This is a genomic window from Methylobacterium sp. V23 (assembly GCF_002917135.1).
Lineage (GTDB): Bacteria > Pseudomonadota > Alphaproteobacteria > Rhizobiales > Beijerinckiaceae > Methylobacterium.
In genome coordinates, this window is sequence record NZ_PDHT01000016.1 from 16575 (window position 1) to 35930 (window position 19356).

General features: G+C 73.9%; 21 protein-coding genes and 1 pseudogene. 5 read left to right on the forward strand and 17 right to left on the reverse strand.

Annotation, left to right across the window (positions count from 1 at the left end):
• Positions 1–96 precede the first annotated feature (96 nt).
• The 5 genes from CRT23_RS15955 to CRT23_RS15975 all read right to left on the reverse strand — a co-directional run bounded on the left by CRT23_RS15955 (position 97) and on the right by CRT23_RS15975 (position 6525).
• Positions 97–570 carry a cytochrome c-type biogenesis protein gene (locus CRT23_RS15955; protein ID WP_103710479.1) on the reverse strand — a complete coding sequence of 158 codons (474 nt, stop codon included), beginning with the start codon at positions 568–570 and terminating at the stop codon, positions 97–99.
• Positions 567–2567, reverse strand: a complete 2001-nt coding sequence (locus tag CRT23_RS15960) for a heme lyase CcmF/NrfE family subunit (protein ID WP_103710480.1) — start codon at positions 2565–2567, stop codon at positions 567–569. Before CRT23_RS15960 ends, CRT23_RS15955 begins: the two co-directional genes overlap by 4 nt.
• Before the next feature lie 76 nt (positions 2568–2643).
• Positions 2644–3219, reverse strand: a complete 576-nt coding sequence (gene ccmE / locus CRT23_RS15965; protein ID WP_103710481.1) for a cytochrome c maturation protein CcmE — start codon at positions 3217–3219, stop codon at positions 2644–2646.
• 144 nt (positions 3220–3363) lie between these two features.
• Positions 3364–4899: a c-type cytochrome biogenesis protein CcmI gene (ccmI, locus tag CRT23_RS15970; protein ID WP_103710548.1), complete on the reverse strand. Its 1536-nt coding sequence runs from the start codon at positions 4897–4899 to the stop codon at positions 3364–3366.
• 207 nt (positions 4900–5106) lie between these two features.
• Entirely contained in the window at positions 5107–6525 is a 1419-nt protein-coding gene (locus CRT23_RS15975; protein ID WP_103710482.1) for a sensor histidine kinase, read from the reverse strand.
• A 285-nt stretch (positions 6526–6810) separates the two neighbouring features.
• Here CRT23_RS15975 and CRT23_RS15980 point away from each other — a divergent pair, with 285 nt between their 5' ends.
• Both CRT23_RS15980 and CRT23_RS15985 read left to right on the forward strand, forming a co-directional pair.
• Positions 6811–7050 (forward strand): type II toxin-antitoxin system VapB family antitoxin, encoded by a 240-nt coding sequence (locus tag CRT23_RS15980; protein WP_103710483.1) that lies wholly within the window; start codon positions 6811–6813, stop codon positions 7048–7050.
• The gene (locus tag CRT23_RS15985) at positions 7050–7259 is read left to right on the forward strand and encodes a hypothetical protein (RefSeq protein ID WP_103710484.1); all 210 of its coding nucleotides are present in this window, start codon (positions 7050–7052) and stop codon (positions 7257–7259) included. The genes CRT23_RS15980 and CRT23_RS15985 overlap by 1 nt, the downstream gene beginning before the upstream one ends.
• Positions 7260–7261: 2 nt before the next feature.
• Here CRT23_RS15985 and CRT23_RS15990 read toward each other — a convergent pair whose 3' ends face one another.
• The 6 genes from CRT23_RS15990 to CRT23_RS16015 form a co-directional block, all read right to left on the reverse strand.
• The gene (locus CRT23_RS15990) at positions 7262–7939 is read right to left on the reverse strand and encodes a response regulator transcription factor (protein ID WP_055946034.1); all 678 of its coding nucleotides are present in this window, start codon (positions 7937–7939) and stop codon (positions 7262–7264) included.
• A 102-nt stretch (positions 7940–8041) separates the two neighbouring features.
• A complete protein-coding gene (locus CRT23_RS15995) occupies positions 8042–8413 on the reverse strand; it encodes a PepSY domain-containing protein (protein ID WP_055946030.1) in 372 nt (123 codons plus the stop codon).
• A 100-nt stretch (positions 8414–8513) separates the two neighbouring features.
• On the reverse strand, positions 8514–8723 hold the full coding sequence (locus CRT23_RS16000) for a hypothetical protein (RefSeq protein ID WP_055946027.1): 210 nt from the start codon (positions 8721–8723) through the stop codon (positions 8514–8516).
• Between the two features lie 9 nt (positions 8724–8732).
• Complete coding sequence (locus CRT23_RS29135; RefSeq protein WP_245436281.1) at positions 8733–8888, reverse strand: hypothetical protein; 156 nt, start codon at positions 8886–8888, stop codon at positions 8733–8735.
• A 239-nt stretch (positions 8889–9127) separates the two neighbouring features.
• A complete protein-coding gene (locus CRT23_RS16010) occupies positions 9128–9670 on the reverse strand; it encodes a hypothetical protein (RefSeq protein WP_245436283.1) in 543 nt (180 codons plus the stop codon).
• A gap of 50 nt (positions 9671–9720) precedes the next feature.
• Positions 9721–10428 (reverse strand): lysozyme, encoded by a 708-nt coding sequence (locus CRT23_RS16015; RefSeq protein ID WP_103710485.1) that lies wholly within the window; start codon positions 10426–10428, stop codon positions 9721–9723.
• An 87-nt stretch (positions 10429–10515) separates the two neighbouring features.
• On the opposite strand from CRT23_RS16015, the gene CRT23_RS28885 reads away from it, so the two are divergent.
• On the forward strand, positions 10516–10755 hold the full coding sequence (locus CRT23_RS28885) for a hypothetical protein (protein WP_210202084.1): 240 nt from the start codon (positions 10516–10518) through the stop codon (positions 10753–10755).
• A 15-nt stretch (positions 10756–10770) separates the two neighbouring features.
• Here the strand turns inward: CRT23_RS28885 and CRT23_RS29140 are convergent, their stop codons facing one another.
• The 3 genes and pseudogenes from CRT23_RS29140 to CRT23_RS16025 form a co-directional block, all read right to left on the reverse strand.
• On the reverse strand, positions 10771–11391 hold the full coding sequence (locus CRT23_RS29140) for a tail fiber domain-containing protein (protein ID WP_245436285.1): 621 nt from the start codon (positions 11389–11391) through the stop codon (positions 10771–10773).
• A 626-nt stretch (positions 11392–12017) separates the two neighbouring features.
• Positions 12018–12290 (reverse strand): annotated as a pseudogene (locus tag CRT23_RS29145) (DUF2793 domain-containing protein); the annotation flags it as partial.
• Between the two features lie 42 nt (positions 12291–12332).
• Positions 12333–16226: a glycoside hydrolase/phage tail family protein gene (locus CRT23_RS16025; protein ID WP_103710486.1), complete on the reverse strand. Its 3894-nt coding sequence runs from the start codon at positions 16224–16226 to the stop codon at positions 12333–12335.
• An 85-nt stretch (positions 16227–16311) separates the two neighbouring features.
• Here CRT23_RS16025 and CRT23_RS16030 point away from each other — a divergent pair, with 85 nt between their 5' ends.
• Both CRT23_RS16030 and CRT23_RS16035 read left to right on the forward strand, forming a co-directional pair.
• Entirely contained in the window at positions 16312–16566 is a 255-nt protein-coding gene (locus tag CRT23_RS16030) for a type II toxin-antitoxin system RelE/ParE family toxin (protein WP_103710487.1), read from the forward strand.
• 56 nt (positions 16567–16622) lie between these two features.
• Complete coding sequence (locus CRT23_RS16035) at positions 16623–16997, forward strand: helix-turn-helix transcriptional regulator (protein WP_103710488.1); 375 nt, start codon at positions 16623–16625, stop codon at positions 16995–16997.
• Here the strand turns inward: CRT23_RS16035 and CRT23_RS16040 are convergent.
• Genes CRT23_RS16040 through CRT23_RS16050 form a run of 3 tightly spaced genes read right to left on the reverse strand, consistent with a single transcriptional unit; the run spans position 16994 to position 19311 of the window.
• Positions 16994–17464 carry an NlpC/P60 family protein gene (locus tag CRT23_RS16040; protein ID WP_245436287.1) on the reverse strand — a complete coding sequence of 157 codons (471 nt, stop codon included), beginning with the start codon at positions 17462–17464 and terminating at the stop codon, positions 16994–16996. The genes CRT23_RS16035 and CRT23_RS16040 overlap by 4 nt on opposite strands.
• A 22-nt stretch (positions 17465–17486) precedes the next feature.
• Entirely contained in the window at positions 17487–18380 is an 894-nt protein-coding gene (locus tag CRT23_RS16045; RefSeq protein WP_103710489.1) for a DUF2163 domain-containing protein, read from the reverse strand.
• 40 nt (positions 18381–18420) lie between these two features.
• Entirely contained in the window at positions 18421–19311 is an 891-nt protein-coding gene (locus tag CRT23_RS16050) for a LysR family transcriptional regulator (RefSeq protein ID WP_103710490.1), read from the reverse strand.
• Positions 19312–19356 lie beyond the last annotated feature (45 nt).

Genomic DNA, 19356 nt, shown 5'->3' on the forward strand with positions numbered 1-19356 from the left:
CGGCGCGGGCGCCGCGCACCCCGATCCTTAGAGGCCGCGTCGCGGAGGCGGGCGGGATCGACGTCGACGGCCAGCGCGGCTTCTCGCCGGCTTGGCTCAGTCCCGCCGGGTCAGGGCAGCGATCTCCGCCCGCTCTTCGGCGCTGAGGCTTGCGGCAGCCGCGTCGGGGCGGCGGCGGGACAGGCGCCAGAGGCCGAACAGGCCCAGACCGATCACCGCGACCGGGGTCAGCCACAGGAGCAGGGTGTGCAGGGCGAAGACGGGGCGCAGGAGCACGTACTCGCCGTAGCGCCCGACCACGTAGGCCTGCACCTGCCGGTCGTCGTCGCCGGCGGTCAGGCGCTCGCGCACGATGAGGCGCAGGTCCCGGGCGAGGGGCGCGTCGGAATCGTCGATGGACTGGTTCTGGCAGACGAGACAGCGCAGGCCGGACGAGATGTCCCGCGCCCGCGCTTCCAGGACCGGGTCCTTCAGCACCTCGTCCGGCTGCACCGCCAGGGCGCTGCCGGCGTCGGCCAGCGTCAGGCCGAGCGCCAGGGCGAGGCGCGGGAGGCGCGCGACCCGGCTCATTCGGCGGGGGCCATGCGGGGCGGGACGGGCTTGGCCCGTGCCCGCGCCGGGGCGCCGACGCGCATGCGCCGGTCGGTGAGGGAGATCGCGCCGCCGAGGGCCATCACCACGGCGCCGAGCCAGATCAGCAGCACGAGGGGCTTGTAGTAGAGCCGCAGCCCGATGGCGCCTTCCGGGAGGACTTCGCCGAGGCTGGCATAGACCTGGCTCGCGCCGATGGTAAGCAGGCCGGATTCCGTCACCGTCATCTTCCGGCTCGGATAGAACCGCTTGCCGGTCTCCACCGTGCCGACGAAATCGCCGCCGGCGTTGCGGATGGTCAGGAAGGCGGTGGTCTCGGCGTAGTTCTCCCCGGTGCGCGGGCCGACCCGGTCGAGGGTCGCCACGTAGGGGCCGGAGGCGAGGGACTCGCTGGGCTTGAGGGTCTTCAGCCCCTCCGTCGCCCAGCCCTGGGCGGCGATGCCCAGGACCACGACGCCGACGCCCGCATGGGCCATCGCCGTGCCCCAGGCGGAACGCGGCAGGCCGGCGGCGCGGCGCCAGATCGCGGCACCCCGGGCGCGGTTGTTCCCATAGCCGCGGGCGCGGGACACGATCTCCATGGCGGAGCCGATGACGAGGTAGGCGCCAAGGCCGATGCCCACGGGGGCCATCATCGGGCCGCCCCAGGTCAGGGCCGTCACGGCGAGGCCGACCACCAGCGCGGCGGCCAGTGCGGCGAACAGGCGCTGGGTCGCCGCGTGCACGTCGCCGCGCTTCCAGGCCAGGGTCTGGCCGAAGGGCACGATGAGCAGCAGCGGAATCGCCAGGGGCACGAAGGTGTAGTTGAAGAAGGGCGGCCCGACCGAGATCTTCTCGGCGGTCAGCATCTCCAGCAGCAGCGGGTAGAGGGTGCCGACGAAGACGGTGGCGCAGCCGGCGGCCAGGAACAGGTTGTTCATCACCAGCGCGCCCTCGCGGGAGATCGGCGCGAAGATGCCGCCCTGGCGCAGCATCGGCGCCCGCCAGGCGAACAGGGTGAGCGAGCCGCCGATGAACAGGATCAGGATCGCCAGGATGAAGACGCCGCGGGTCGGGTCGGTGGCGAAGGTATGGACCGAGGTCAGCACGCCCGAGCGCACGATGAAGGTGCCGAGCAGCGAGAGCGAGAAGGTGAGGATGGCCAGCAGCACCGTCCAGACCTTGAGGGCGTCGCGCTTCTCCATCACCACGGTGGAGTGCAGGAGGGCGGTGCCGGCGAGCCAAGGCATCAGCGAGGCGTTCTCAACCGGATCCCAGAACCACCAGCCGCCCCAGCCGAGCTCGTAATAGGCCCAGTACGAGCCCATCGCGATGCCGAGCGTCAGGAAGCTCCAGGCGATCAGGGTCCAGGGCCGCACGGCCCGGGCCCAGACCGCGTCGATGCGGCCGTCGATCAGCGCTGCGATGGCGAAGGCGAAGGTGATCGAGAAGCCGACATAGCCGACGTAGAGGAGCGGCGGGTGCACCGCGAGGCCGAAATCCTGGAGCAGCGGGTTGAGGTCGTTGCCCTCCACCGGGGCCGGGCTCACCCGGGTGAACGGGTTCGAGGTCGTGATGATGAACAGCACGAACACGAAGGTGATCAGGCCCTGCACCGCCAGGGTGTTCGCCCGCAGGGTCGGCGGCACGGACTCGCGCGACACCGCCACCAGGGCCCCGAACAGGGCGAGGATGAGGACCCAGAGCAGCATCGAGCCCTCGTGGTTCCCCCACACGCCGGAGATCTTGTAGAGGAAGGGCTTCGCCGTGTGGGAGTTCTCGATCACGTTGAGGACCGAGAAGTCCGACGTGACGTGGGCGTAGGTCAGCGCCCCGAACGCGAACAGGATGCAGGCGAAGGCGCCGAGGGCGGCTGGCGTCGCCACGGCCCGCAGGGCCTGGTCGCCCGAACGGGCAGCCCAGACCGGCATGACCGCCTGGACCAGGGAGAGGGCGAGCGCCAGGGCGAGCGCGAAATGGCCGACCTCGATCAGCAAGGCGGGGTGTCCTTCCAAGGGAGGATGTGCCGCGGGACGCGGGGCCGAAGGGAAACCGGCCGGGGCGCGCGCGGCATCATCGCTCGCTGCGCTGGCCGAGGGTCTTGTCGCCGGCGGCCGTCTTGGTCTCCGAGATCGTCTTGGTCTCGGAGGCCGTCTTGGTCTCAGAGCCCGTCTTGGTCTCGGGGGCGGCCGCGGCGGGCTTGTCGACCATGCCCTTGCCCTCCTGCCACCGGCCCTGCGCCTTGAGGGCGTCGGCGACCTCGCGCGGCATGTAGGATTCATCGTGCTTGGCCAGAACCGTGTCGGCCCGGAAGATTCCGCCCGGCAGCAGGGTGCCCTCGGCGACCACGCCCTGGCCCTCGCGGAACAGGTCTGGCAGCAGGCCGCGGTACTGGACCGCGATGGTGGCGTTGGTGTCGGTCACCGCGAAGTCGACGGTCTGGTCCGGGCCACGCTGGAGCGAACCGTCCTTCACCAGGCCGCCGAGGCGGAAGCGCGTGCCCGGGGCCACGGTCTGCGCGGCCACCTCGGTGGGCGAACGGAAGAACACGATCGACCCGCTCATGGCCGACAGGATCAGGCCGAGCGCCAGCGCCAGCACGGCGCCGCAGGCGGCGATCAGGATCAGGCGGCGGCTCTTGCGGGTCACGTGGGCAGGGTCCCGGTTGATGGCTCGGACGATGGGGCGGGGCGCGTCCCGCGCCGGACCTCCGGGCGGGGTTTCTTGCAGCCTCCGGTGTCGGCCGGGGCGCCACCCGGGTCAAGGGCCGGGGCCGGGACCGATTGTCAGGGGCTAGGGTCTTGCCGCCGCATTGCCCGGCTTCGCGCTGGGCTGGAGGCTGAGCTCGCGCGACAATTCGCCGAGGCGCTCCATCGCCCCCGCGTCGGGGCTCAAGGCCATGCGGGCCCGATCGAGGGCCTGCAGGGCGCGCTCGCGTTCGCCGAGCACGCTGTAGGAGCGGATGAGCCGCAGCCAGTCGTCGACGCTGCCGCCCTTGGCGGCCAGGCGGCGATCGAGACCCGCGACCATGCCGCGGATGGCGGCGTCGCGCTCGGCCGCCGGCATCGCCTTCACGGCCGCGACGGCGGCCTCCGTGCCGGCTCGGGCGGCCTCGTCGGAGGCGGTCCCAGTCTTCGTGGAAGAGGCGGACGGCGCGGGCGTGGCCGCGGCCGGATCCGTGGGAGTTCCTGCCAGACCGGCTTCGGCGGCGATCGCGTCGAGGCGGGTCTTCGCCTCGGGATCGTCGCCGAGCGCCTTGCGCGCCCGCTCCAGGGCGTCCTTCGCCTTGTCGCGTTCCTGAAGCACCCCGTAGGAGCGCACCAGGCGGAGCCAGTCCTCCAGGCTTCCACCCCGGTCGGCCAGGCGCTTGTCGAGGCTGTCGACCATGGCCCGGATGGCGCCGTCGCGGCTCGCCGGGGGCAGGGCCTGGAGGGCGGCCGCGGCGCCGGGCTCGGGCGCCTTCGTCTGGCCGGGCGCGGCCTCGCCCTTCAGGCGCGCCAGGTTCTCGCGCACCAGGGGCAGCCAGGGCGCGTCGGCCGGCGCCGCGTCGGCCATGGCCTGGAGACGCTGGACCGCCTGGGGAATGTCGCCGTCGAGCTCGGCCGCCCGCGCCAGGTAGAATTTCGGCTTGGCGACCTGCCCGTCGATCTCGACCGCGCGCTGGAAGATGGCCTTGGCCTGGGGCGTGACGGCACCGTTGGCCGCCGCCACCAGGGCCTCGCCCCAGTCGGACAGGCGCTGCGCGCTCTCGCCGAGGATGCGGGTGGCGGCCTCGTAGGCATGGGCGGCGTCGTCGAAGCGGCCCATGCGCATGTAGACGGGGGCGAGCACGAACCAGCCACGACCGTCGGTGGGGTCGGCCGCGAGCCGCGCCTCGATCTGGCCGATGGCCTTGAGCAGGTCCTGGTCGCCGTTCTGGGCCGCCGCCCGCTCGGCCTGGCCCTGGGAGGGCATGTGGGGCGATCCGTAGAGGCCGTAGGCGATGAGCGCGACCAGGGGGATCGTCGAGAGCGCGAAGGCTGAGGCCGCCCGGCGCTGGCGCAAGGCCGGCTCGGCGATGTCCTGGGCGGCCGGGACGCCGGCGCGGTTGGCACGCAGAAGCCGCCGGGCCGCCTCGGTGCGCGCGGCCTCCGCCTCCGGGGCCGCGATCAGGCCGCGGGCCTCGTCCCGCTCGATCTCGCGCAGCTGGTCCTCGTAGAAGCCCGTCTCAGTGGCGAGGCCACCGCCCTCCGGCGGAGCGGCGGGATTGGCCCGGCGCGACATCGGCCAGAGCAGGGCGAACACCGCCGCGCCGGTCATGAACGCCAGTATGAACCAAAGTGCCGTCATCACGCCCCGAACGCTGCCCCGCTTGCATGTAGACGCGGGCTCCCGCCGGCACGATGCGAGCCTCGGGCGACACGGTGTCACGCGCAGCACTTCGGGGGGAGGGCGCAACCCTAGAGCATGACGGCGGGCGGGGAAACCGGGCGCCGCGATCCCGGCCGGCGATCGGCCGCCCGCACGCCGGCGCGCGACCGTCGGCGGGCCCGCGGCTCAGTGCGGGGCTACGCCGGCCGGTGCATCGCCCGGCACCTCGATCACCGCCCGCAGGCCGCCCAGCGTCGCCTCCTCCAGGCGGAAGCGGCCGCGATAGAGCGCCGCGAGGTCGGCCACGATGGAGAGGCCGAGCCCGGAGCCGGGCTTGGTCTCGTCGAGGCGGCGGCCGCGGCCGAGCACGTCCGCCCGGTCCTCCGGGGCGAGGCCCGGTCCGTCGTCCTCGATCGCCACGAGAAGGTGGGGATAATCGTTCTTGCCCACCGCCTCGGCGCGGATCGCCACGCGGCCGTGGGCCCATTTCGAGGCGTTGTCGACGAGGTTGCCGATCATCTCCTCGAAGTCCTGGCGCTCGCCCCGGAACCGCAGGCCGGCGGGCACGTGGACCTCGTAGGCGATGTCCTTGTCGCGGTAGATCTTGCCGAAGGTGCGCACGAGGCCGGCGAGCGCCGGCTCGACCTCCGTCGAGGTGCCGAGGGTGCCGGCGAGCGCCGCGGCCCGGGCGCGGTCGAGGTGGTAGTTCACCTGGTCGCGCATCACCGCGGCCTGCTCGCGGATCTTGGCGGCGAGCTCCCCGGGCGCATCGGCGGCGCCGACCTCGTTGACGATGATCGAGAGCGGCGTCTTCAGGGCATGCGCGAGGTTTCCGACCTGGGTCCGCGCCCGCTCCAGGATCTCCCGGTTGGTCTCGATCAGCAGGTTCACCTCGCCCGCCAGGGGGGCGATGTCGCGCGGATACTCGCCGGTGATGCGGTCCGATTCACCCCGCCGGATGGCGCCGAGCGCCGTGCGCAGCTTGGCGAGCGGCGCGAGGCCGAAGCGGATCTGCAGCAGGGTCGTCAGGGCGAGCGACAGGCCGAGGAGCCCGAAGGTGACCATCAGCGAGAAGCGGAAGCGGTCGACGTCGTTCTCGATCTCGTCGGCGGGGCCGGCGACCCGCACGGTGTAGCGGCCCTCCTCGCCGAGATCGACGTCGCGCTCGATGATGCGCAGGCGGCGCTCGTCCTGGGCCCGGCCGTAGCCCTGGCGGATCTGGCCGATGCCCGCCTTGGTGTCGGGGGTGCCGGCCGCCTTCAGGGGCACGCCCACCAGGGAGCGCGAGGTGCGCAGGTCGCGCGGCTTCGCGTCGGGCCGGCCGATCTGCCAGTACCAGCCCGACAGGGGCAGGTCGAAGCGCGGATCGCTCAGGGTGAAGGAGCGGCTCTCCGGGTCGTTGGGCGAGACGAGGTCGGTGGCGAGGTTGTTGGCGTAGACCAGCAGGCGGCTGTCGAAGGCCCGCTCGGTGTTCTCGCGGTACAGGGTCGTGAGGATCCAGGCGGCGATCAGCAGGATCGCCGAGCTCGCCAGCAAGGCCGAGGTGGCGAGGCGCACCGCGATCGAGCGGCGGCGCATCGGGAGCCAGGAGGGGGAGGGGATCATGCGGCGTCCGTCGTCGATGTCTGATCTTTGCGCAATGCCCCCGGCCGCGCGACGGATTGATAGAGACAGGGTGGCGACGTTCCGTACACATCGGGGGCCGTCTCGCGTGTGCGGATGCCGACGCGCCTGGCGAATGCGTTACGCCAGACGTCTCGAAAGGCGCTTTGCGAGGGGCTTTTCAAGAGGCTTCGCAAGAGACTTTGCAAGAGACTTCGCAAGCCGGCTCGGATGGCCGTCCGTGATCCCAGGATCGCAGAATGCGCGGAGAGGGGCGAAGACTCGACCATGACACTCCACATCCGCGACCCCGAAGCCGATCGGCTCGTGCGCATGCGCGCCGAGCGAAAGGGCATTGCTCTCACCGACGCCCTCAAGCTCGCCGTCGGCAACCCATTGCGACGCGATGCCGAGACGTTCAGCCTGCGTGAGCGGATTCGGCTGATACAGGAGCGTATCGCTTCCTATCCACCGAGCGGGCTCGAAGCCGACAAGGCTGTCTACGACGAAATCAGCGGTGATGCCTGATGTTTGTCGACGCGTCGGCCCTGGTGGCGATCCCCCCAAGCGGCAGGCAGGCGATCGCGGCCTCCGCCCGGTATGGCAAGGGAACGGGGCACCCGGCCCAACCCAACATGGGCGATTGCTTCGCCGACGCGATGGCCGAGATCCATACCGCCCTCTTGCACTTCAACGGCGACGGCTTCGCGCGGACCGACCTTGCCGGAGCCTGCTGAGATCACACCCGCGGCGCGGGCTGGTTGGGATCGACGAGGTAGCCGAGGCCCCGCACGGTCTGGATCAGATCGACGGCGAGCTTCTTGCGCAGGCGGCCGACGAAGACCTCGATGGTGTTGGAATCGCGGTCGAAATCCTGGTCGTAGAGGTGTTCCGTCAGCTCGGCCCGCGAGACCACCCGGCCGGTATGATGCATCAGGTAGGAGAGCAGCCGGTACTCGTGGCTGGTCAGCTTGACCGGGTTGCCATCCACGAAGACGCGGCCGGAGCGGGTGTCGAGCACCACCGGCCCGCAGGCGATCTGGCTGGTGGCGTGCCCGGCTGCGCGCCGCAGCAGGGCGCGCACGCGGGCCATCAACTCCTCCATGTGGAAGGGCTTGGTGACGTAGTCGTCGGCCCCCGCATCGAAGCCATCGACCTTGTCCGACCAGCGGTCCCGGGCGGTGAGGATGATGACCGGGGTCTTGATGCCGGCCCGGCGCCACTTCTGCAGCACGCTGACGCCGTCGGTCTTGGGCAGGCCCATGTCGAGGATGATCGCGTCGTAGGGCTCGTTCTCGCCGAGATAGCCGCCCTCCTCGCCGTCGAAGGCCTTGTCGGCGACGTAGCCGGCCTCTTCGAGGGCGTTCACCACCTGCCGGTTGATGTCCCGGTCATCCTCCACGACGAGCAACCGCACGGTCCCGAACTCCTACGATGATGGCCTGGACCCGCGGGTCGGCGCGGCCCGCACGTTAGACGTCTCCGCGCCGGCGCGAAACGGCTTCCGGTCGAAAGCCCTTCACGGACCGCTGACCTGCCCGGTGGTGGCGTCGACGACGACGTGGACGAACTGGCCGTCCCGGCGCAGGGCGGTGAGCAGGTAAACGAGGGTCTCGTCGTTCCGGCACAGGCGCGCCCGCTGGATCTCGGCCCGGGGGATCACTTGGCGGGCGGCGCGGATGGCCGCCACCGGGGCGATCACCCGCTTGTCCGCCACCGCCTCGCGCAGGTCCGCCGGGCTGAGGCAGGTCTCGCTGCGCGGGATGGCGGCCAGCGGCGCGACGATCGCCCCGGTCCCCGCCGTCGTCTCCTCCGCGAACGTGTCGATGGAGCCCGTCGCGAAGCCCGCGACGGTTAGTCCGATCAACACCAGGGCGAGGAGGATGCGCATGGGACGATGTCTAGGGAGGATGCACTGAATGTGCCCTGAATGCGGAGCCAAGCCCAACCTCGGCCATTCGGTTCCCGCCGGTCTCCCGGGGGCGGGCGGGTCAGGCCGGCCCGGGGCCCTGGGCGGCGAGCCGCGCGAGGGTCGCCCGCAGCGTCGCTCCGACCAGGGCCTGGCCGTCGATATGCGCCAGGGCCGCCCGTCGCAGGGCCAGGGACGAGCGGTCGAACCCCGCCCGGGCGGCGTGCAGGCGCAGGGCCGCCACCCGGCGGCGGTCGCGGCGGCGATTCAGCAGGAAGGCAAGGCGGTCCATGGCGTGTCCTCAGGGGCGTGGCCGGGTCTCGGTGAGCCGGCGCAGGATGTCGTCCAGCTTCTCCCGCGCGCGCTCGTCGTTGCGCTCGACGCTGCGGGCGAGTTCGGCGATGACGCGCGCGAGGTCGTCCAGCACCCGGGTCCGGCTCTCCAGGGCGGCCGCCACGGCCGCATGGCTCTGCGAGGCCCGCTCGAGGGCGGTCGCGGTGGCGCCGGTGTCCCGAGGCGCGCCTCCTGGGCACGCATCGATTCCCGGTGGAGATGGAAGCAGGCGAGGCCGAGGAGGACGGCGACGATCCATCCCGCGCCTTCCTGTGAGACGAGCAGGTGCGCGGCTTCCAGGGCAATCTTCTGCAAGGCCCCCTCCCTCGTGAGACTCCCCCCGCCCGCGAAGGTACCGGTCGGTCAGGCCGGCCGGGGCATCCGCGCCGCCCGGAGCGCGGGCACCAGTGTGTTGGCGACCGTCGCCTCTTCCGCCAGGGGGAGGCTGCGAAACACCTTCTCGCCGAGGCCGTCCACGCCGCCCGCGGCCTGGATCAGCCAGCCCGGCGCCGCGTCGAGGCCGCGCTGCACGGCCCCCGCGATCACCAGCGATCCCACCGGGACCGTCAGCGTGCGGCCCTGCGCCGCCCCCGCCACCGCGTTGACCGCGTAGGCGCCGGCATTGCGCACCAGATGCTCCACCAGACTGGCGGTGATCAGCACCCGCAGGGGACCGGCGATCCGCGCCAGGGCCGCCATCAGGGCGGTGACCGCGAGGGGGACCACCACGCTGCCGATGCCCTGGATGGCCGCCGCGAGGGCATCGCCCCAGGGGACGGTGACGGCGGCGGTCGGCGATGCGGCCGACGCGGCGGAGGGCGCCGCGAGGGCGAGGGCGAGGGCGAGGGCGAGACTCGCGGCGGCGAAGGGGCAAGCGCGCACGGTCACGGGGACGTATCGGAACATCGCGGACTCCATCGGTGGGGACATCGAAGCGAGGGCGGGGAGACCGGCCCTCAGGGGCCGCCGCGCAGGCGGTTGCGGAGGTTGGCCCACAGGCGAGCCAGGGTGACGGGCCGCCCGGGCGCCGGATCGGGGGCCGGGTCGGGGCCGCGGCTCGGTAGCGGCGGGACGCGCGGCACGGTTCGGCGCGGCGCGGGCAGGGGTGGGTGCAGGGACGGGGCAAGGGATGCAGGAAGGGACGGCGCCAGGGGACTCGGCGCGGGAACCTGTGCCGCGTCGCTCCGGCGCGCCCGCGGCAGGGCGCGGTCGTAGGGCGTCACGAACTGGTCGTGCTCGGCGCTGCGCCGCGGGATCAGCGCGGCCGGGCGGTTCCACAGCAGGATCGCCGCGGCGGCGCCGTCGCGGTCGCCGGCCCTCAGGCGCCGGACGACGGTGGAGCGCGCGAAGGCCGACGGGCCGATGTTGAAGCAGAGCGAGACCAGGGCGTCGAAGGCGTGGTCGGGCAAGGCTTCGGGCAAGGGGTCAGGCAAGGCGTCTCGGACGTCGTCGTCCACCGCCCGGACGTAGCGGGCGACGTCGCGGCGGAAGAGGGCGTCGCAGGCCGCCTCGCTCAGGCGCAGGCCGGGCGTCACCAGGGGCGGCCCGGCCGCCGCGGTGTGGCCGATGCCGATGGTCCAGATCCCGACGCTGTCGCGATAGGCCGTGAGGCGGCGCCCCTCCCGCGCGATGAGCACGGCTTCGCCGATGGCACTGAGGTTCATGCCCTGTCTCCGGTTGATTGATTGATGACTAGACTTGCGCGATAACTGGCGCGCTACTTGGACAGGCGGCCGGATCGGGAGGCGGACATGCTGCGAAAGCTTATCTCGGCTGCTTTGCGACGCGAGGCCGAGACCGGCGACATCGCCCGGGAACAGCCGACCCAGCCGCCCGATCTGGCCTTTCCGCCTGATCCGGCCTTCCCGCCCGATCTGGCTTTCCCACCCATGCGGCCCGTCACGCCGCCCGCCGCCCAGAACGACAACCCGCTGGCCGCCCTGTGCGCGGCGGTCGAGGCCGACCTGCGGGCGGCGGGATACCTGCGCTGACCGCGACCACGCGGATCAGGGACCGGCGGCCGCCTCCAGGGCGGTGAGCCGGGCCTCGAGGCCGCGGGCGAGGAACAGCAGCAGCTGGTCGGTGCGGAAGCCGTAGCGCTCGCCGGCCTCGCGTCCGGGGCACGCCGCCCGCGCCGGGACGGCCGGCGCGATCGTGGTGCCGTCCGCGTCGCGCACGGCCTCCGTGCCCGCGACGGCATCCTGCGGGGCGACCGCCGGCCAGGCATCGCGGCAGACGAAGCCGTAGGCGAAGGGATCGAGACCCTCGGCCTCCAGGATCGCGACGGCGCGCTGGACGGTGAGGCCGACGTGGCGCCGGGCCCCGTCCCCCTTCCGCGCCACGGCGTCATGGAACCGGAAGGTGCCGATCTCCCGGGCCAGGCTGCGGGCGGCGGCGATCTCGGCCTGCGAGAGGGCAGCGACCGGCGTCTTCTCGCGGGCGTCGGAGGTGCTGATCGCCCCGGTTCCGGCGTAGAGCACCGAGGCGCGCAGCGCCGGCGTGCCGAGGCTCCAGCTGTTGTCGGCGGTGTGGGCGATGATGCCCGCGACCCCGAGCCGCGTCGTCGCGGGAGTGCTGGTGCCGAGGCCGAGATTGCCGTCCGGTCCGAAGCGCGCCGCCTCGCGCAAAGCGCCGGCGCGGGTGCCGTCCGCCGGCTTGACGAAGACCGCGAGGCCCCCGGGAAGCCGCCCGACGTTCCGCCCGTTCCGGCGAGGCCGGCAACGGTCCAGGACAGGCCCCCGCTCGACGCCTGCATGGTCAGGCCGCCGGCCAATCGGCTGCCGTCGGGAGCGGCTGCCGTGGCGAGGTCCTGGGTCAGGCGGAGGGCCGGCGCCCCGAGGAGGGGGGCGGGGAGCGGCCCGGCGAGGTCGACCCGGCCCGTCGCCCGGTCGACCCGCAGCGCCTCCCGGAATCCGCCGGTGTCGGGCGCGACCTTGATCGTCAGATCGTCGTTGCCCGACAGCCCGATCTCGGCCCGTCCCGTGAAGGCGCTCTGGAACAGCAGGGAGAGCACGTTGCCGGGCGCCTCCTTGTTGAGGGTGTAGCGCAGGTCGCCGGTTCCCCCCTCGGCCGTCGTCAGGGCGGTCCAGAGGGCGGTGTTCAGCTTGGCCGCGAAGGGGTTGGCGGCGTCGGCCGTGGTGCCGATGCCGAGGCGGGTCAGGGTCTGGAGCTGCCGGAGGGTGCTACGGAACCCGACCCATCCGGCCGCCGTGAAGACGTAGAGTTCGTCCGCGTCGAGGATCCAGGCGAGCCAGCCCGGTTTCGGCGCGAGGCCCCGCCAGCGCCCGTCCTGGAACTGGGCGATCTGGCCGGACAGGCCGGTCCAGGCCCCGGTCGGACCGGCGCTCAGAACGAGGTAGCGGTCGCCCTCGGCGGGGCTGGCCGGCGGGGCGCCGAGGTCCTTGTCGCGGCAGGCGAGCTGCACGAGGGCGTCGAGCTGGATCAGGGCCTCGTTGTGGGTGACGTGCTTCTGGGCCTGGCCGGCCGCGATCAGCGGCAGCGCCAAGGTCGGGGTGGTCTCGGGCATCGTCCGGCTCCGGGCTTCTCGGGACTGGGGGGAATCGCGGGATCAGGCGGGCTCCACCGGCACCTGCGCCCGGGCCTCGGGGCCGGGCCCGGCCGCCGCGCCGACCTGCGCCACCGCCACGTCGAGGTGGCTCTGGGGTGCGCCGAAATCCGCCGCCTCGTCCGCCGTTGCGTAGAGGAGGTCCGCGCGGTCCGCGGTCAGGGTCCGGAGGGGCCGGCCCCCGGCGGCGTAGACCGTGACCCGGTAGGCCTCGGGCTCCTCCAGCGGGACCTCGACGGCGTCCCAGGAATCGCCGTCGCGCCGGGCCCGACGGATCCAGGCGAGGCGCACGCCCCCCGGCGCCCGCCGCGCCCGGAGGTGGACGGGGCGCAAGGGGCGGAGGGCGGTGAGGCCCGCCGTGGCGCGCAGCGCGACGGTGGCCGGATCGGCCGGATCGCGCGCCGCCGGGCCGATGCGGTAGCGGAACGGCCGGCCGGCCTCGTCGAGGCGCTCGACCAGGGGCACCACCGCCCCGTCGAGGCGCACGATCAGGCTGCCGACCGGGGCCGCGCGCCCCGCCTGCGCCTCGCTGCCGGCAAGCCCGCGCAGGAGCCCGGTGAGCCGGTAGGTGTCCGGTCCCACCAGCGTGGCGCCGGCGGTCGCGATCAGCTCGATCGCCCCGTCCCCGGCGCTGCGCACCGCGAACAGGTTGCCGCCCGCCAGGGCCGCCGCCTCGCCGATGGCCTCGAGGTCCCCGGCATGGCGCAGGCGGACCGTGAGGGCCGTGCCCCGGTCGAAGCGCCAGAGCGGGCCGGGCGGCAGCAGCGCCAGGGTCTCGCCGAGGCAGGCGGGGTGGTCGACGAAGGCCTGCGGCACCAGCGGGGCGTCCTCGCCCTCCGCCCGCCAGATCGCCATCGGCCCGGGCCAGGGGTCGGCCGTCACCGCCAGCGCCTGCAGGGCGGTCGGGGTGCCGCGGTCGGCCGGCAGGTCGAGGGCGACGGCGAAGGGCGGCCCGGCCAGGGCCGGCACCGCCCGGCGCGGGCGCGATCCGGCCGGTTCGCCCGCGCGCGGCGCCCGGCCCTGGAGGGGGACGCCCCGCGTCTCGATCGTGCGTCCGCGCGGACTGTCGGCGATGCGCAGGATCCGGTGCGGCAGGCGCTCCCCCGGCAGGGCCAGGAGGTCGCCCGGCGCCAGGTCGATCCGGCGCGGGCTCAGGGTGAAGCGCGCGGTGTCGCGGGCCGCGAGGGCGGCGTCGAGGGCGGCCTCCGCCAGGGCTTCGGCACAGGCGCGCCGGGTCACCACGGCGGCCTCCATCCGGGTCTCGCGCCGGCGCCGGCCGGTCGGCCGGGTCGCGGCGGCGCTCGCCCGGCGGTACTCGGCGGTCTCGCCGTCGGTGAAGCCGATCGCCAGGGAGCGCGGCAGCTCCGCCTCCTCGGCCCGGACCCGGGCCAGGGGGGCCTCCGCGTCGCGCAGGACCACAAGGTCGTCCGTCGCGAGGGGCAGGGGCACGGCCCGGCGCGGACCGCGCACGATCAGCGTGCCGGCCGCGGCGGAGACGTCGAGGCCGTAGAGCTGCGCCAGGGGCTCCAGGGCCGCCCGGGCCGACATCGGCCGGTCGATGACGTAGCCGTCGAGGGTCGCGTCGGCGGTGATGGCGGCCGGCACGGTGATCCCGAGATCGGCCAGGATCGCGGCGACGAGCCGGTCGAGCTCCAGCCCCTCGATCCGACCGCCGATCCAGTGTCCCACCGGCCAGTTGCCGGCATCGGCCCAGACGGTGTCGAAGTCGGGAAAGGCCGGGTAGGGCCGGGCGTCCCAGCACCAGACGAAGATCCCGTCCGCCGGCACCATCGGCCCGCCATAGACCGGCGAGACCGGGTTGTGGGCGGCCTCGAAGCCGGGCAGGCCGGCGTCGAACCGCCCCAGGATCGCCGCGAGGCCGCGGACCTGGATCAGGTCGTCGCGGCTGCCGCGCGAGGCGGGCGGGTGGGCGTTCTCGGCGGATTTCGGGTCGGGGAAGACGTTGGGGCCGTTGGTGCCCTTGTCCACAGCCGGCACCCCGATCTCGGTGAGCCAGATCGGCTTTCCCCGCGGCACCCAGGCCGTCGCGCCGGTCTCGAGACCGCCGTCCCGCTCGACGTGCGGGTTCGCCCACCAGCCCACGAGGTCCTTGGCCCGGAAGATCCAGGGCTTGGCGAAGCGCCCGTCGGTGATCGGGGTGCGGACCTGCGCCGCCCGGTCGGCCTCGCCGGCATAGGACCAGTCGAAGGCCTCGCCGGCCCCGAGCTGGCCCTTGAGGTAGGCCGGGTCGTAGATCGAATCGGCGAGCGCCAGGTCGGCATGGGCGTCCCCGTCGCGCCAGTCGGTCAGGGGCGGGTAGTAGTCGATCCCCACCGCGTCGATGGCCGGGTCCGCGAACAGCGCGTCGAGGGGGAAGCGGACCGTGGCACCGCCGTCGCGCACGTCGGCGCCGTATTCCGTCCAGTCGGCGGCGTAGACGAGCTTGACGTCCGGGCCGAGGCGCTGGCGCAGGGCCGTCGCCAGGCTGCGGAAGCCCTCCACGGCGGGGTAGCGGCCCGCCTCCGCCCGCACCCGGGTGAGGCCGACGAACTCGCTGCCGAGGATGAAGCCGGCGAGCGGATTCCCCGCCGCGGCCCAGGCGGCCGCCAGGGTCGCGTAATGCAGCACGAACGGACGATACTGCGCGAGGAAGGCCGCGACCTGCGCGCCGGCCGCGGCGCTGCCGTCCGGGCTCGCCGACTGCCCGGGGGCGGGGTCGCAGGTGATGCGCCCACGCCAGGGATAGGCCGGCTGGCCGGCGGCGGCCGGGTCGCGCGGGTCCGGCCGGGCGTTGCCCGCCGGCACGTCCATCATCACGAAGGGGTAGAGCACCACCGCGAGGCCGCGCCGGCGCAGGTCGGCCACCAGGCGGGTCAGGCCCGCATCCGAGGGCGTCCCGCCATAGGCCGGGCCGCCCCCGGGGCCGGTCGAGACGGGCGCCACCTGGTCGCGGCGCAGGCCCGCCACCGACCAGACGTCGCCGCTCGTCACCTTGGCGGCGTTGTCCACCCGGGGCGCGAGGGTGCAGCGCCCGGCGCGCAGGTCGTCCCCGAACCAGCTCGTCACCACGGAGACGCGGGCCAGCCGCGGGCAGAGCGCCTGGAGCGCGTCGAGGGAGGCGGTCACGTCGGTGCCCGCCTGCAGCTGGAACCGGTTGGCCGGGCGGGTCGTGCCGTAGCCCGCCTCCTCGGTGACGCGCAGCGGGTCGAGGCCGAACTCGGTGGAGCCGGGGATGAGGCAGACCGCCCGGATCATCCCGGCGAGGCCCGCCACGGGGCGCAGCACCTCGAAGGCGAATTGCGGGATCCGGTTGCCGAACGCGGCGAGCGCCAGGCGCTCGAACACCACGTAGGCGAGGCCACGATAGGCGGGCGCGTTCGCCGCTCCCTCCTTGGCGACGATGAGCGGGTCCGGCGCCTGGTCCGCGTCGCCGACATGCAGGCGGAGGGTGACCGTGGTCAGGTCGAGCTCGCGCCCGTCCGCCCAGACCCGCCGGATGCCCGCCACCGGGCCCTCGCACAGGCCGATGGCGAGATCGACGAAGTAGGCGTAGCTCGTCCGCTTGACCTTGCCGCCGCCGATGCCCTTGCCGCCGGCCGCGCTGGCAGCGGCGGTGCTCGCCACCTCCAGGGGCCGGGTCGCCCAGATCAGGGTGCCGCCGATGCGGGCCCGGCCGTAGACCCGCGGGATGGGATCGCCCTCGCCGGAGCTGAGCCCCGCCACGTCGGAGAGGCGCGGCCCCTCGACCGCGCGCCCGCCCGCCAGCCCTCCGAACAGGGCGGCGTCGATGCCGGAGCCCGCCGCCGCCCCGAGGGCGCTGCCGATGATCCCGCCGATCGGGCCCCCCAGCGCCGTACCGGCCGCCGCCCCGGCGGTTTGCAGGATCAGCGTGGCCATGGCGGGCTCCGATAGGGGGGCGAGGGCTGAGACGTCGGGGCGATGTCACCCTTGCGACGATATAGCTTTATGCTATGTTTCGGAGGTGAAACGGATCGCTTACAGCAAGGCGGCTCTGAAGACGCTGAGCCGGATGCCGGCCAACGTCTCGGCGATGATCTGCGCCAAGATCGCCCTGCTGGCGGCCGATCCGGCCACCCAGGCCAACAACGTGAAGGCCCTCAAGGGCGAGCCGGGAGTCTTTCGCCTGCGCGTCGGCGACTGGCGGGTCCTCTATACGGACCAGGGCGAGATCCTCGCCGTGATCCGGGTCGCCCCTCGGGGCAGCGCCTACGAATGAGCTTGCCGAATGGGACACTGTCGGAACGGATTTCCACCCCTGATGGATTCTCACCCATGAACGCCCAGACCATCGTCACCCCGGCCGGCGAGCGCCTGGTCGTTCTGTCGGAGGCCGATTTCCGTGCCCTGAGCGAGGCGGCCGAGGACAATGCCGACCGCCTCGCGGTCGGGGAGTTCCGCCGCCGGCTCGCTGCCGGCGAGGAGGAGTTGCTGCCCTCCGCGATGGTGGACCGCATCCTCGGCGGGGAGAACCGCATCCGCGTCTGGCGCGAGCACCGCGGCCTCACGGCCCGCGCCCTGGCGGAGGCCGCCGGGATCGCCCAGCCCTTCCTGTCGCAGATCGAGACCGGCAAGCGCGAGGGCACCGTGGACACGCTGCGCCGGATTGCCGAGGTCCTGTCCGCCACGATCGACGACCTCGTCGGCTAGGCCCCACCCCCCACGCCCGGGAAGCGGAAGGCGTGGGCGAGGTGGCGGCGCCACCAGGGCGTCAGGGCCACTTCCGTGACGGCGGCGCCGTCATGGGCGTGGATCATCGTGCCCGCGCCGGTGGCGAGGGCGCAGTGCCGGGCCGGCAGGGAGGCGCGGAAGCGGAACAGCAGCACGTCGCCGGCCCGCGGCGGACCCGCGGCGGGCACGAGGTGGCGCCCGGCCGCCTCCGCCAGGGGATCGCGGCCGGGCGGCGCGGATTCCGCCCAGGACGCGGCGTAGGGCGGGGCCGCCTCGGGCTCCGGGCCGAGGGCCTCGCGCCAGACCCCGCGCAGCAGCCCGAGGCAGTCGCAGCCGACGCCCTTCAGGGAGGCCTGGTGACGATAGGGCGTGCCGATCCAGGTCCGCGCCAGGGTGACGATCGTCTCGGGGGTCATGGTCTCGGAGGTCATCGAATCGGATGTCATCGGTTCAAACGTCATGGCGGCCTCACCGGAACAGGCTGCCGCCGTCGAGGCCCGGGCCGGAGCCGGGGGCGGAGCGCAGCACGAAGTCGTTGCCCGGCAGGTGCGGAAAACCCTGGAAATTCGGCACGTTGGCGAACTTCTCGCGGCAGGTGGCGAGGCGCTTGTCGCAGCCGGCCGTGAGACGGAAGCGGTCGCCCGGCGCCACCGGGCGCGGCGGGGCCTGCCAGAGCTCCAGGCGGATCGTCCCCGTCGCGCCGGCCTGGTCGCGGATCTCGGCCTCCTGTCCGGCCTGGCCGTCGCCGATCCAGGCGAGGCGCCCCCCGGCGAACCACCCGTGCGCGAAAGACCCCGCCAGGGCGACGGCGAGGTGGCCGGGCTCCGGCACGGCCAGCACCGTGCCGGTGGTGGCGAACCGGGCGTCGGTGCGGTCCACGCGGCAGCGGGCATCGCCGAGGTCGGCCCCGCAGGTGGCGCGGTAGGTCCGGCCGCGCTCGGCGTCGAGCTGGTCCATCAGTCCGCGCAGCTCGGCCACGAAGGCGGTGCCGGCCCGGCGCACCTCGCCCACCGTGCCGATCGCCAGGAGCAGGCGCGTCTCGGGCCGGTGCCAGTCGACCAGCCAGGTCTCCACGGCGGCGGCGTCGTAGAGCCCGCCGGCGATGTCGGCGTCGGTGAGCCCGACCGCCGAGAGCGCGCCGGCGACCTCGCCGCCACCGATGGCGAAGCCGAGCTCGGTGCTGGCCTCGGCCGCCTCCAGCCCGGAGCGGGCGGCGTAGGTCAGGCCGCCGAAGCGGAGGTCGCGGTCGTGGTCGGTGAAGCCGAGGCGGGCGCCGTCGCGCCGGGTCAGGGCCCAGCAATGGCAGAGCGTGGTCGCCCCGCCGGCGAGATGCGCGGCGAGGTCGGGGGGCAGGTCGCGCATGGTCTAGGCTCCTCGGCAGGCGGTCCGGCCGGCGGGATTCTCAGGCGCGGGCCGGGTTGACCCGCGGGTCGGCCCGGAGCCGCGCCACCGCGAGATCGATGAAGGCCCGCACCTTGGCGGGTGCCCGCCGCCCCTCGGGGCTCACGACGTGGACCGGCATCGCCGCCGCTTCCGGATCGTCGAGGACGAGGCGCAGGCGCCCCTCCGCCACGGCCGGGGCGACCTGATAGGACAGGAGCCGCGCGAGGCCCTGGCCGGCCAGGGCTGCCGCCAGCACGGAATCGATGGTGTTGCAGGTCAGCCGCGGCCGCGGCGCAGCGCTCCCAAAACCCAGACTCCCAAAACCCAGGCTCGCCGAGCCGATCAGGGCATGGTCGGCGAGGTCCCGCGCCGTCCCGGGAGTCCCGTGCCGGTCGAGGTAGTCCGGCGCGGCGCAGATCACCCGGCGCACGGTGCCGACCCGGATCGCCGCGAGGCCGGAATCCGCGAGGGGGCCGATCCGGACGCCCACATCGGCCCCCTCCTCGATCATGTTGACGACGCGGTCGAGGAACAGCGCCTGGGCCGAGGCGGCGGCGTGGTGCGCCAGGTATTCGGTCAGCACCGGCAGCACGTAGAGGCGTCCGAACTGCACCGGCGCCGTCACCGTCAGGGTGCCGGAGGGCGTCGCGTAGGAGCCGGCCGCGGCGGCCTCCGCCTCCGCGATCTCCGCCAGGAGGCGCCGGCAATCCTCCAGGTAGCGCGCGCCCGCCTCGGTGAGCTTCACCGAGCGGGTCGTCCGGGTCAGGAGTCGCGCCCCGATCCGCGCTTCGAGGGCCGCCACCGCCCGGGTCACGGCCGGCGGGCTCATGGGGAGCTGGCGTGCCGCTTCGGCGAAGCCCCCAGCCTCCGCCACGCGGACGAAGACCCGCATCGCCTGCCACCGATCCATGCCGCCCTCCGCCACTCCCGATTATTCCATTCTGTGGAACGGTGG

What these genes read in the sequence shown, in the direction of transcription:
- CRT23_RS15955 (WP_103710479.1), bottom strand. Translation starts at nt 570, where the DNA reads ATGAGCCGGGTCGCGCGCCTCCCGCGCCTCGCCCTGGCGCTCGGCCTG.
- ccmI (WP_103710548.1), bottom strand. Translation starts at nt 4,899, where the DNA reads ATGACGGCACTTTGGTTCATACTGGCGTTCATGACCGGCGCGGCGGTG.
- CRT23_RS15975 (WP_103710482.1), bottom strand. Translation starts at nt 6,525, where the DNA reads ATGATCCCCTCCCCCTCCTGGCTCCCGATGCGCCGCCGCTCGATCGCG.
- CRT23_RS15980 (WP_103710483.1), top strand. Translation starts at nt 6,811, where the DNA reads ATGACACTCCACATCCGCGACCCCGAAGCCGATCGGCTCGTGCGCATG.
- CRT23_RS15985 (WP_103710484.1), top strand. Translation starts at nt 7,050, where the DNA reads ATGTTTGTCGACGCGTCGGCCCTGGTGGCGATCCCCCCAAGCGGCAGG.
- CRT23_RS15995 (WP_055946030.1), bottom strand. Translation starts at nt 8,413, where the DNA reads ATGCGCATCCTCCTCGCCCTGGTGTTGATCGGACTAACCGTCGCGGGC.
- CRT23_RS16000 (WP_055946027.1), bottom strand. Translation starts at nt 8,723, where the DNA reads ATGGACCGCCTTGCCTTCCTGCTGAATCGCCGCCGCGACCGCCGCCGG.
- CRT23_RS16010 (WP_245436283.1), bottom strand. Translation starts at nt 9,670, where the DNA reads ATGTTCCGATACGTCCCCGTGACCGTGCGCGCTTGCCCCTTCGCCGCC.
- CRT23_RS16015 (WP_103710485.1), bottom strand. Translation starts at nt 10,428, where the DNA reads ATGAACCTCAGTGCCATCGGCGAAGCCGTGCTCATCGCGCGGGAGGGG.
- CRT23_RS28885 (WP_210202084.1), top strand. Translation starts at nt 10,516, where the DNA reads ATGCTGCGAAAGCTTATCTCGGCTGCTTTGCGACGCGAGGCCGAGACC.
- CRT23_RS16025 (WP_103710486.1), bottom strand. Translation starts at nt 16,226, where the DNA reads ATGGCCACGCTGATCCTGCAAACCGCCGGGGCGGCGGCCGGTACGGCG.
- CRT23_RS16035 (WP_103710488.1), top strand. Translation starts at nt 16,623, where the DNA reads ATGAACGCCCAGACCATCGTCACCCCGGCCGGCGAGCGCCTGGTCGTT.
- CRT23_RS16040 (WP_245436287.1), bottom strand. Translation starts at nt 17,464, where the DNA reads ATGACATCCGATTCGATGACCTCCGAGACCATGACCCCCGAGACGATC.
- CRT23_RS16045 (WP_103710489.1), bottom strand. Translation starts at nt 18,380, where the DNA reads ATGCGCGACCTGCCCCCCGACCTCGCCGCGCATCTCGCCGGCGGGGCG.
- CRT23_RS16050 (WP_103710490.1), bottom strand. Translation starts at nt 19,311, where the DNA reads ATGGATCGGTGGCAGGCGATGCGGGTCTTCGTCCGCGTGGCGGAGGCT.